Annotated in this window: 1 protein-coding gene; it reads right to left on the bottom strand. The window is 58.5% G+C overall.

Going from position 1 to position 366, the window contains the following annotated elements:
- On the bottom strand, positions 1-366 hold a 366-nt coding region (locus BFP92_RS32155), incomplete at both ends, for an RHS repeat domain-containing protein (protein ID WP_239694312.1).

Below are 366 nucleotides of genomic sequence, written 5' to 3' on the forward strand. Positions count from 1 at the left end.
GGTGCAGGCCGTCGGCGTATTCGTAACGGGTGACGTGGCCGAGTTCGTCGTGTTCGGCGGTGATTTTTCCGTAGGCGTTGTAGCTGTATTCGCGTGTTGCGCCGCCTGAAAGTACGACGCGAATCAACCGACCCACGCTGTCCCACTGATACTGGGTCAGCGCTCCCTGTTCATCCTCGCGGGCAACCTGCCGACCAAGGTCGTCATAGCGATAACGCTTGATACCGCCATTGGGCAGCAGCTCCTCAAGCAACTGCCCGCGCTCATTCCAGACCAGCCGATGGCAACTGTTGTCGGGAAACCAAACCCCCGTCAGCTGCCCATATTTGTTGTAGCTGTAGTCCGTGACATTGCCATCAGGATCGG

The sequence above is a fragment of the Pseudomonas sp. 58 R 3 genome (genome assembly GCF_900006605.1).
Classification (GTDB): Bacteria; Pseudomonadota; Gammaproteobacteria; order Pseudomonadales; family Pseudomonadaceae; genus Aquipseudomonas; species Aquipseudomonas salomonii.